The organism is Pseudomonas sp. NPDC086581 (assembly GCF_044746165.1).
In the GTDB taxonomy this organism is placed as follows: domain Bacteria; phylum Pseudomonadota; class Gammaproteobacteria; order Pseudomonadales; family Pseudomonadaceae; genus Pseudomonas.
The window spans coordinates 1-11,072 of the sequence record NZ_JBIVBR010000026.1; the positions used below are offsets into that span (position 1 = coordinate 1).

Below are 11,072 nucleotides of genomic sequence, written 5' to 3' on the forward strand. Positions count from 1 at the left end.
CTCCGACCCTCGCTCGCCCACGATCTGGAAATCTAGTCACTGGCGGTCTGAAGCAGGTGAAAACAACTTACAAGTCCCTTTTGTCAAACGTCGGATAGCCGCCCTCCCAAAAGGAACCAAAAGGTCTCGCCCCGGACATCCGGTTTTTCGCCTAGGCGAAAAATTCCCTCGTTGAAGCGAAGTTTCAGGGGCACGCGTCGAAGGGCCGTCCCTGGTCCATCGCCGCTCTCGCGACATCCATGTCGCTCAATCCCTGAAACTGCACTTCAACGAGGCCTCCTGAACGGGGCAGTCGGAGTGTGCGGATACTTCTCTGGAAGCCTTCAAAATCCAGAGCCAGAGCCAGAGCCAGAGCCAGAGCCAGAGCTAGAGCCAGAGCCAGAGCCAGAGCCGGGTCGGTTGGGCTTTTCGTAGGAGCGAGCTTGCTCGCGAACCGCCCGGTACTCAGTCTGGCTGCAGGAGTGCCCCTTGGCCGCAATCAGCCTCCCTATCTACATCGAAATCACGGCGGAGCACGAACGTAGGATGGCGTGGAGCGCAGCGATACCCATCGATTCCGGCGCTCCGACAGCATGGGTATCGCTTCGCTCGCGGAACGCCGCCCGACCCATCCTGCAAGTGCGCTTGCCGGGGAGGGGGGCAGAGTGCGGTTCGCGAGCAAGCTCGCTCCTACAGTCTCGCTTCAAGGCAATGGCAGGGAACGTTTTCGCGGCGCAAAAAAAGGCGCCCATGCGGGCGCCGAGAGTTCCTCTCCCCCCAAAGGGCACGTGGAGCGCCAGGGAGAGGAGCAGTGCTGCGGGGAAATCATCACCAGGAGCCTTGGGGGCGGTGATGACTTCCGTTATACGCAGGCGCGCCTAACGGGAGGCTGAGGCACAGCTGACAATTCCGTCATCCGCCCGCCACGCGAGGGGCATCAGAGAATCGCCAGCGGGTATTCGACGATCAGCCGCACTTCGTCCAGGTCAGATTCGAAGGCGGTGGCGCGGGTGCTCGCCTGGCGCACGCGAACGGACAGGTCCTTGAGCTGACCTTCCTGAAACACGTACTTGGCCTCGATATCGCGCTCCCAGCGCTTCTGGCCAGTGAGCGGATCGCCGTTGTGGTCGCGGCGCATGTACACGGCGTTGGCGTTGGAGTAATCGGCGTCGGTGCCGCGGGCGTAGCGGGTCATGAAGCTCAGGCCGGGTACGCCGTAGGTGGCCATGTCGAGGTCGTAGCGGACCATCCACGAGCGCTCCTTCGGCGAGTTGAAGTCGCTGTACTGGATGGAGTTGTCCAGATAGATCGAGTCGGCCTGGCGCAGGTAGTCGAAGTCGTTGTTGCCGTTGTTGCGCTGGTGGCTGACGGCGATGCGGTGGGCGCCGAAATGCACGCCGGCGCTGGCGCTCCAGATGTTGGTGTTGAACTCGCCGAGCAGCTCGCGGCCTTCATCCTGCGACTTGTAGTAGTTGAGGCCGCCGAACAGTTCCACGGCCTCGCTGAGCGGGAAGTTCAGCGCGGTGCCGAAGTAGTACTGGTTCCAGGCGTCCTTCAGGCGGCTGCTGTAGAGGCTGACGCTGGCGTTATCGTTGATGGCGTAGTCGCCGCCGCCGTAGGCGAGCCAGGCCGATTCCACCGGGCCGGCATAGAAGGTGGCGAAGCCGTCGTCCATCTGCCGCGACTGTGGCTGGCTCATCGCGTGTAGACGGCCGCCTTGCAGCGTCAGGCCTTCGAGAGTGGTGTTCTGGAGGGTGAAGCCACGGAAGGATTCGGGCAGCAGACGCGAGTCGCCGTAGTGCACCACGGGAGTCTCCGGGAACACGTCGCCGACCTTCAGCACGGTGTCCCACAGGCGCACCTTGGCCGCACCGCCGGCCTTGGCGTAGTCGCTCTCGGTGCGTCCGTCGTTGTCGGTGGGCAGTACATCCACCGAGCTGCCGGCGCCGTTGCGTCCGTCGCCGGTGTCGAGCTGGAAGCCAACCATGGCGAAGGCGTTGACGCCCACGCCGACCGTGCCCTGGGTAAAGCCGGATTCGAACTTGCCGACGATCCCCTGGGCCCAGACTTCCGAGTAGCCGTTGCCGCGTGGCGGCACGGACTGGCCGTGGCGGGCGTCACGGTTGAAGTAGAGGTTACGGTTGAGGACTTCCAGGCTGGCACCTTCGAGGAAGCCTTCTGCTTTCTCCTTGGTCTCAGCCTCGGCGAAGACGCTCGGCGAAGCGACCCCCAGAACCAGCAGCGAAGCCGCCAGCGGAAATTTGCTTTGGTACATGATGTGCTCCTAAGGGCAGGATGGTCGGTTACCGCCTGCTGTTGTTGTTTTCGCCCAGGCGTGGCGAGGGCCACGGGCATCGTGTAGGAGCGCGGATAACGGGCAGGTGAGCGGCGGATGACAAATCTGTCAGCAAGGAATGAGAGCGGGACGGGCAGCGCTGGCAGACATATCGATGTCGAATCCAGGCAACTGCCGACGGCGGTTCGTGGCTAGGGTGGCGGACCTTCACTGCAACGACCTGGAGCTGTCATGTCCGATTTCATCACCGTGCTGCGCGATACCTGCCCGACGCCCGTGCTGGACGCCACCAAGTGGAAGCGCATCGGCGGCGACCCTCACACCGTCAACCTCAACGCCTACCTATCGGCGGACGGCAGCAAGATCATGGGCACCTGGATCTGCACACCCGGCAAGTTTGAGGTGAACTACGAGAAGTGGGAGTACTGCCACTTCCTCGACGGCTACTGCGTCATCACCCCCGAGGGCGAGCAGCCGATCCATCTGCGCGCCGGTGACGTGTTCGTCATCGAGCCGGGCATGAAGGGCACCTGGGAAGTAGTCGAGACGGTGCGCAAGTATTTCGTCTTCGCCTGACGCGAGACGAGACGAAAAAAGGGAGCCCACGGGCTCCCTTTTTCATTGCGCGATGTTCACTGCGGCCCGTCGCTGACCGACCAGCTGGCCGCCGATACGTAGGGCGCCAGGGCCAGCTCGCCAACCAGCGACTCAAGCAGGCTGTCCTTGTCGTTGGGGGACAGTACCAGAGCCGCCACTTCCACGTCGCCACCGGTCTTGCGCGCATGGCTTTCCAGGCTCTGCAGGGCGAGGCCGTTGGCGCTGAGGCGGCGCAGCAGGGTGGAGCGCACCAGTGCTTCCTGATGGGCCTCGGTGACCGCCTGGACCGTGTAGTAGCGCTCGCTGCTCGGTTCGATGGGGGCGTGACGCTGGATCCAGCGGGTCACCGAGGGCAGGGTGAGATTGCACAGCACGATGAGCAGCGTGGCGACCAACGCCGCGGCGAGGAATCCGCTGCCTGCCAGCACGCCCACCGCGCCGGTGCACCAGATGGTGGCGGCGGTGCTCAGGCCGCGCACGCTGAGGCCGTCGCGCATGATCACGCCGGCGCCAAGGAAGCCGATGCCGGTGACCACCTGGGCGGACATTCGCACCACCTGGTCTTCTGCGCCCATGAGGAAGGGCAGGGTGGCGAAGGTGGCCGCACCGAGGGCGACCAGGCCGTGGGTGGCGACGCCGGTGAAGCGCTGGCGCCACTGGCGCTCCATGCCGATCATCGCGCCGAAGGCGAGCGCCGCGAAGAGGTCGAGAAAGATATCGAAGTACATGCCTTTGTGCTCCGCGCCAGCCTTGCGCCAGCGCCCGTGGGAAGGGGCATCGCGCCCCCGGTGAGGATGAAGGTGGGGCCAGTCTACCGGGCTATCGAGCCGGACGGGGTGATAAAGGACAGAGCACTCGCGCAAGGTCGATTCCCTGTACCGATCAACGGCATTGCCCGGTACAGTGGCCGTCCCATTCAATGGAAGAAGAGAGTCGGCAAGATGGTCACCTGTTACCTGCGTTACGTGCTGGACCCGTACAAGCTCAAGGAGTTCGAACACTACGGCCGGCTATGGATCCCCCTGGTGGAACGCTTCGGCGGCCAGCACCACGGTTACTTTTTGCCTTCGGAGGGTGCCAGCAACATTGCCCTGGCGATGTTCACCTTCCCCAGCCTGGCCGAGTACGAAAGCTACCGGCAGCGGTCCATGGACGATCCCGAGTGCCAGGCCGCGTTCCGTTATGCGGAGGAAACCCGTTGCATCCTCAGCTACGAGCGCAGTTTCTTCCGGCCGGTGTTCGGCGGCTGATCGCCCAGCTGCGGATAACCCGTTCCGGGTTATACGCCCTACACGCCGCGCCGGCCCGAGCCGGTTGTTCGTAGGGCGAATAACGCTTTTGGCGTTATCCGCCGCTGCAGGGCAGAAGATCAGCGCTGCGCCGTGACGCCTCCGCTCCAGCCGCCGCCGAGGGCGCGGAACAGGTCCACCAGGGCGATCTGCCGCTGGGTGCTGGTCTCGATGTAGGCCGACTCGTTGACGAAGTTGCTGCGCTGCGCGTCGAGGTAGCGCAGGTGGCTGTCGACGCCGCCTTCGTAGCGTGCCTTGGCCAGCTTCAGGGTTTCGTTGGTGGTGTTGGCCAAAGCCCTGCGCGCGGCTTCCTCGCGGCGCAGGGTGTCGGTCGCCGCGAGGGCGTCGGCCACTTCCCGGAACGCCGTCTGGATGGTGCCTTCGTAGGCGGCCACCGCCGAGTCCTTGCGCACCTTGGCCAGGTCGAGGTTGGCGCTGTTGCGGCCGGCATCGAAGATCGGCAGCGACAGGGTCGGCACGAAACTCCACGAACGCGAGCCGCCGTCGAACAGCCCGGACATTTCCGCGCTGGAGGTGCCGAAGCTGCCGGTCAGGCTGATGCGCGGGAAGAACGCCGCGCGGGCCGCGCCGATGTCGGCGTTGCGCGCCTTGAGCACGTGCTCGGCGGCGAGGATGTCCGGGCGCCGCTTGATCAGCTCGGACGGGGTGCCCGGCGCAATGTCCTGGATCAGCATCGGCTTGTCCTGCGGCACCTGCGGGATTCGCTTGGCCGCGTCGGCAGTGCCAAGCAGCAGCACCAGGGCATTGAGCGCCTGCTGTTTCTGCCGTGCATTGCTTTCCAGTTCCGCGCGGGACTGTTCGACCAGCCCCAGCGCTTCCTGATAGTCCAGCGCCGTGGCCGCGCCAGCGGTGCGCCGCTGGCTGATCAGGCCCAGCGAATCCTCGCGGCTGGCCAGGGTCTGCTCGGTGAGCAAGTGGCGGCGCTGGGCACCGTCGTAGGTAAGGTAGGCTTGGCTGACTTCGGCGATCAGCGCGATGCGCGCACTACGGGCGGCTTCCTCGGTGGAGAGGTACTGCTCCAGCGCGGCGTCGGTCAGGCTCTTCACCCGGCCGAACAGGTCCAGTTCGTATTCGGGCAGCGCCAGACCGACCTGGTAACTGCTGCTCACCGCCGAACTGCCGCTGTTGGACAGGTCCGCCGGCAGCCGCTGGCGGTTGCCGTTGGCGGCGCCGCTCAGGCCGGGCACGCGGTCGGCGCGCTGGATGCGGTACTGCGCGCGGGCCTGCTCGATGTCCAGCAGGGTCTGGCGCAGCGAGCGGTTGTTGTCCAGGGCGACGTTCACCAGTTCGCGCAGTTCGCTGTCGACGATGAAGGTCTGCCAGTCGAGGTTGCTGGCCGCGGCTCCGGGCTGGGCGGCGGAGCCGCTCCAGCTCTGTGCCACCGGTGCTTCGGGGCGCTCGTAGGTAGGCGCCATGGAGCAACCGCCCAGAATCATCGCCAGCAGCAACGCGCTGGCGGCAAAGGTGGGTTTGCGCAGGGTGGTCATTGCGCGGCCTCCGTGGGTTGATGCGCAGGTGTGGGTTGGCGACGCAGTAGCGACAGCATCCAGACGAAGCAGATGGGCACGAAGATCACCCCCAGCAGCGTGGCGCTGAGCATCCCGCCGATCACCCCGGTGCCGATGGCGCGCTGGCTGGCGGCGCCGGCTCCGCTGGCGACCACCAGCGGCACCACGCCGAGGATGAAGGCCATGGAAGTCATGATGATCGGGCGGAAGCGCAGGCGCGCGGCCTGGATCGCGGCGTCGCGCAGGCTGTGGCCCTGTTCCCAGAGTTCCTTGGCGAATTCGACGATGAGGATCGCGTTCTTCGCCGCAAGACCAATGATGGTGATCAGGCCGACCTTGAAGTACACGTCGTTGGGCAGCCCGGTGACCGTCACCGCCAGCACCGCGCCGAGGGCGCCGATGGGCACGATGAGCATCACCGACAGCGGGATCGCCCAGCTCTCGTAGAGCGCCACCAGTAGCAGGAACACCACCAGGATCGCCAGGGCGAACAGTTGGGTGGCCTGGCCGCTGGCGACCTTCTCCTGGTAGGAGAGGCCGGTCCACTCGTAGCCGATGCCGGCCGGCAGCTCACTGACCAGACGCTGCATTTCCGCCATGGCCTCGCCGGTGCTGACGCCCGGGGCGGCGTCGCCGGAGATGCGGATCGACGGATAGCCGTTGTAGCGCGCCAGCTGCACCGGGCCTTCTTCCCAGCGGGTGCTGACGAAGGCGGACAGTGGCACCAGCTCGCCGGCGCTGTTGGGCACGTAGAGCTTGAGCACGGCTTCCGGGGTCATCCGGTCGCCCTGTTCGGCCTGCACCACCACGCGCTGCTGGCGGCCGGCGTTGGCGAAGTCATTGATCACCGCGGAGCCGAAGGCGGTGGACAGCGCGCTGCTGATGGACTCGAAGCTGACGCCCAGGGTGCGTGCCTTCTCGCGGTCGATCTCCAGGCGCAGCTGGGGGGCTTCGGCGAGGCCTTCCATCATGGCGTAGAGGATCTTCGGGTTGCCGTTGGCTTCGCCGAGCAACTGGTCGCGGGCCGCCAGCAGCGCTTCACGGCCGAGGCCGGCGCGGTCCTGCAGGCGCAGCGAGAAGCCGCCGGAGTTGCCCAGACCATCGATCGGCGGCGGGGTCACGGCCATGATCGCGCCGTCGCTGATGCCGGCGAAACGCTCGTTGATCGCTGCGGTTTCCGCTTCGGCGGACTGCGATTTGTCGCGCACGGACCAGTCCTTCAGCGTCGGGAAGGCCAGCGCGGCGTTCTCGCCCATGCCGGAGAAGCTGAAGCCCATCACCAGGAAGGACGAGGCCACGGCTTCGCGGGACTTGAGGAACTGCTCCAGCTCCTGGCCGGTAACATCGGCACGCGCGCGGGTGGCACCCGGCGGCAGCTGGATGTCGACGATCATGTAGCCCTGGTCTTCCACCGGCACGAAGGATTCCGGCAGCCGCAGGTAGCTGTAGCCGAGCAGGGCGACGATGCCGGCGTAGATCAGCATGTAGCGCCCGGCGCGTTTCACCAGCGCAGTATTGAGCAGGGTGTAGCGTTCGGTCAGGCGGTTGAAACCACGGTTGAACGCACCGAAGAAGCCGCGTTTCTCGTGGTGACCTTCCGGGATCGGCTTGAGCAGCGTCGCGCACAGCGCCGGGGTGAAGGTCAGGGCGAGGAAGCCGGAGAACAGGATCGACACCGCCAGCGACAGGGAGAACTGCTGGTAGATCACGCCCACGGAACCGGCCATGAACGCCAGCGGCATGAACACCGCCGACAGCACCAGGGTGATGCCGATGATCGCACCGGACACCTGGCCCATCGCCTTGACCGTGGCGGCGGCCGGGGAGAGGCCTTCCTCGGCCATGATCCGCTCGACGTTCTCCACCACCACGATGGCGTCGTCCACCAGGATGCCGATGGCCAGCACCATGCCGAACATGGTCATCATGTTCACCGAGAAGCCCAGCAGGTACATCATCGTCAACGTGCCGAGCAGGCACACCGGCACCACGATGGCCGGGATCAGCGTGTAGCGCACGTTCTGCAGGAACAGGAACATCACCAGGAACACCAGAACCATGGCTTCGAGCAGGGTGTGGATCACCTTCTCGATGGCTACGTCGACGAAGCGCGAGGTGTCATAGGGCACTGAGTATTCGACGTCGTCAGGGAAGTTCACTGACAGCTCGGCCAGGCGTTCCTTCACCAGCGCTGCGGTCTGCAGCGCGTTGGCGCCGGGGGAGAGCTGGATGGCGCCGGCCACGGTGGGCTTGCCGTCCAGACGTGCGGTGAAGTTGTAGCTTTCGCTGCCCACTTCCAGGCGCGCCACGTCGGCGAGCTTGACGGTGGAGCCGTCCGGGTTGGCGCGCAGGACGATGCGGCCGAACTCCGCCGGGTCGTCCAGGGTGCCTTTCACGGCGAGGGTGGCGGTCAGCTCCTGCTCGGTGCTGCCTGGGGAGGCGCCGAAGCTGCCGGCTGGCACCTGCACGTTCTGCCCGCGAATGGCGTTGCCTACGTCATCGATGGACAGGCCGTAGCCGACCAGCTTCTGCGGGTCGATCCACACCCGCATGGCGGCTTCGGAGGAGAAGAACTGCAGTTTGCCGACGCCTTGTACGCGGCGCAGCTCGTTGTTGATGTTGCGCGCGGCGTAGTCGCCCAGGGCGGTGGTGTCCGTGCGCGCGGAGCCTTCCTTGTAGTTGAGCGCGTAGATCAGCAGGAAGCCGGCGCTGGTCTGCTCGACCTCCAGCCCCTGCGTGAGCACGGCCTGTGGCATGCGCGCCTCGGCCTTCTTCAGGCGGTTCTGCACGTCCACCTGGGCCAGCTCCGGGTTGGTGCCGGGCTGGAAGGTGACCACCACTTCGGCCATGCCGTTGGAGTTGCTGGTGGACTCGAAGTAGAGCAGGCCCTTGGCGCCGTTGAGCTCCTCCTCGATCACGCTGGTGACCGAGTCCACCAGGACCTGCGCCGAGGCGCCGGGGTAGGTGGCGGTGACGGTGATCTGCGGCGGCGCCACGCTGGGGTACTGGGCCACCGGCAGCAGCGGGATGGCCAGCAGGCCGGCCAGGGAAATGAACAGCGCCACCACCCACGCGAAGTTGGGGCGCTTGATGAAGAACAGTGACATGGGGAATTCCTCGCGGCGATCCTCGCCTTACTGGCGCGATGCCTGCTGTTGCTCCTGGGCGTGACGGGCTTCGACCTTGGCGCCCGGCTGCAGGCCGGTGAGGCCGCCGACGATGACCTGGTCGCCGCTGGCCAGGCCCTGGCTGATCTGCCAGCGCGAGCCCTGCATGGCGCCGGTTTGCACCTGGCGGGTCTCGACGCGGTTGCCTTCGCCGATCACCAGTACGTGGGCGGTGCCGTCGGTAGCGCGCTGTACGGCGCGTTGCGGCACCAGAATTGCCTTGGCGTCGGTGCCCTGCGGGGCGGTGACGCGCACGTACATGCCCGGCAGCAGCAGGCCGTCGGCGTTGGCGAATTTGCCGCGCAGCGAGACCTGGCCGGTGCCACGGTCCACCGAGACATCGGTGAACAGCAGCTCGCCCTGGCGCTCGTACGGGGTGCCTTCGACGCGCAGGCTGAGGGCCTGGCTCTGGCCGGCGGGGAGGTTGCCGCTCTTGAGCGCTTCACGCAGACGCAGGGCGTCGGCCACTGGCTGGGTGAAGTCGGCGTAGATAGGGTCGAGCTGCTGGATGCGCGCCATCAGCGTGGCGTCGCCCTGGCCGACCAGTGCGCCTTCGGTGACCAGCGCGCGGCCGATGCGCCCGGAGATCGGCGCCTTGACCGAGGCATAGCCCAGGTTCAGCCGCGCGGTTTCCAGGTCGGCCTGGGCCGAGCGCACCGACGCCTGGGCGCTGCGCAGGTCAGCGGTGGCGGTGTCGAAGTCCTGTTGGCTGACCGCTTCGATCTTCACCAGCGGCTCGTAGCGCTTCACCCGTGCCTGGGCTTCCTGCTGAGCCGCCTGGGCGCGGGCCAGTTCGCCTTCGGCGCGGGATACGGCGGCCTTGAGCGGTGCCGGGTCGATCTGGAACAGCAGGTCGCCGGCCTTCACGTCGGCGCCTTCCTCGAAGCGCTTCTGCATCACGATGCCCGCCACTCGCGCACGGACTTCAGCGACGCGCATCGGCTCGATGCGCCCCGGCAACTCCGACGTCAGGGTGAGGGGCTCGGTCGCGATCGCCACCACATCCACCGGGCGCGCCGTCTCAGCGGCTGCCGGCGGCTCGCCGGACTGTCCGCAACCTGCCAGTGCCAGCGCCGCTACCAAAGCACTGATCGTCCCTACTGCACGCAACCTGCCCATGATTCACCCGGGTCTCATCTATCTGGAAAGGTGCGTATGATCCTTTCAAATCCGAAATGAGTCAAGAATGTCTCATTTGCTCCTGTGGCGTATAAAATGTGTCATGACCTTTCAAAAGAGAGGTCTCTTTCTGCACAATGAGACGATCTGCCCACCTGACAAGAGGCCCCGAATGACTCTCTCTGCCCACGATGAACGTCTGCTCAAGGCGCTGGCCGTTGCCATCGTCGACCGCCCGCGGGCGACGCTGAAGGAGCTGGCGGAATCGGCAGGGGTGAGCAAGGCCACGCTGCACCGCTTCTGCGGTACCCGCGATGGGCTGATGACGATGCTGGAGGACTACGGGCATGTGGTGATCCGGCAGATCCTCGAGGCCTCCGAGCTGCAGCAGGCCGAACCGCTGGCGGCGCTGCGCCAGCTGATTGCCGAGCACCTCAAGCACCGCGACATGCTGAACTTCCTGCTGTTCCAGTACCGCGCGGAGAACTTCGACATGGCCGCCACCACCGAGCGCTGGAGCTACTACACCGAAGCAGTGGACGCCTTCTTTCTGCGCGCCCAGCAAAGCGGCGTACTGCGCATCGACATCACTGCCGCGGTGTTTACCGAACTGTTCCTCTCCATGCTCTACGGCATGGTCGACGCCGAGCGCTACGGCCGCGCGGCCAGCTCCAGCTCCGCCCAGGTACTGGAGCAACTGTTCCTCCACGGGGCTCTGGCGGGCGGCTGAGCTGTGCGCAGACTTCGCTGAATCGCTCGTGAACAGGCCGGACGGAGGGATTCTGGCTTGGGCATGACACGCGACCGATCAGACGCCCTTTACGGACCGGTCCGACTGACAAGGCTGCCGCCTAACTGGTGGGATGACCGTTCCCCTGGAACGGACGTCCGCCATGCTCATCAACGCCGCCCACCACTTCTTCGATCACAGCCGTCATACCCTCAAGGTCAGGGACGTCGATGCGCCGCTCGATATCCTGGCCTTCAGCGGCGATGAAGCCCTCAGCCAGCCCTTCACCTACCGCATCGAATTCACCAGTACCCACCGCGATCTGCCTGCCGACACCTTCCTTTGCAAGGACGCCAGCTTCAGCCT

At 65.8% G+C, this 11,072-nt stretch carries 9 protein-coding genes; 4 read left to right on the forward strand and 5 right to left on the reverse strand.

Annotated elements, in window-relative coordinates:
- Positions 1-916 precede the first annotated feature (916 nt).
- The gene (locus tag ACIPK7_RS29495; protein WP_401091882.1) at positions 917-2,254 is read right to left on the reverse strand and encodes an OprD family porin; all 1,338 of its coding nucleotides are present in this window, start codon (positions 2,252-2,254) and stop codon (positions 917-919) included.
- A gap of 252 nt (positions 2,255-2,506) precedes the next feature.
- Here ACIPK7_RS29495 and ACIPK7_RS29500 point away from each other — a divergent pair, with 252 nt between their 5' ends.
- Entirely contained in the window at positions 2,507-2,851 is a 345-nt protein-coding gene (locus ACIPK7_RS29500) for a cupin domain-containing protein (protein ID WP_184595441.1), read from the forward strand.
- Between the two features lie 56 nt (positions 2,852-2,907).
- On the opposite strand, the gene ACIPK7_RS29505 is transcribed toward ACIPK7_RS29500, so the two are convergent.
- Complete coding sequence (locus ACIPK7_RS29505; protein ID WP_401091883.1) at positions 2,908-3,600, reverse strand: MgtC/SapB family protein; 693 nt, start codon at positions 3,598-3,600, stop codon at positions 2,908-2,910.
- Between the two features lie 213 nt (positions 3,601-3,813).
- On the opposite strand from ACIPK7_RS29505, the gene ACIPK7_RS29510 reads away from it, so the two are divergent.
- Positions 3,814-4,122, forward strand: coding sequence for an NIPSNAP family protein (locus ACIPK7_RS29510; RefSeq protein ID WP_192430967.1), 309 nt, complete (start codon positions 3,814-3,816; stop codon positions 4,120-4,122).
- A 119-nt stretch (positions 4,123-4,241) separates the two neighbouring features.
- Here ACIPK7_RS29510 and ACIPK7_RS29515 read toward each other — a convergent pair whose 3' ends face one another.
- From ACIPK7_RS29515 to ACIPK7_RS29525, 3 genes are read right to left on the reverse strand one after another with little or no spacing between them, the layout of a single operon-like run.
- Positions 4,242-5,660, reverse strand: a complete 1,419-nt coding sequence (locus ACIPK7_RS29515) for an efflux transporter outer membrane subunit (RefSeq protein ID WP_401091889.1) — start codon at positions 5,658-5,660, stop codon at positions 4,242-4,244.
- A 5-nt stretch (positions 5,661-5,665) separates the two neighbouring features.
- Complete coding sequence (locus tag ACIPK7_RS29520; protein WP_192430968.1) at positions 5,666-8,797, reverse strand: efflux RND transporter permease subunit; 3,132 nt, start codon at positions 8,795-8,797, stop codon at positions 5,666-5,668.
- A gap of 27 nt (positions 8,798-8,824) precedes the next feature.
- Positions 8,825-9,976: a MexC family multidrug efflux RND transporter periplasmic adaptor subunit gene (locus ACIPK7_RS29525; protein ID WP_401091885.1), complete on the reverse strand. Its 1,152-nt coding sequence runs from the start codon at positions 9,974-9,976 to the stop codon at positions 8,825-8,827.
- 172 nt (positions 9,977-10,148) lie between these two features.
- On the opposite strand from ACIPK7_RS29525, the gene ACIPK7_RS29530 reads away from it, so the two are divergent.
- Positions 10,149-10,706, forward strand: coding sequence for a TetR/AcrR family transcriptional regulator (locus tag ACIPK7_RS29530; protein ID WP_192430970.1), 558 nt, complete (start codon positions 10,149-10,151; stop codon positions 10,704-10,706).
- 163 nt (positions 10,707-10,869) lie between these two features.
- The coding region (locus ACIPK7_RS29535) for a hypothetical protein (protein ID WP_401091887.1) at positions 10,870-11,072 on the forward strand (203 nt) is incomplete at its 3' end.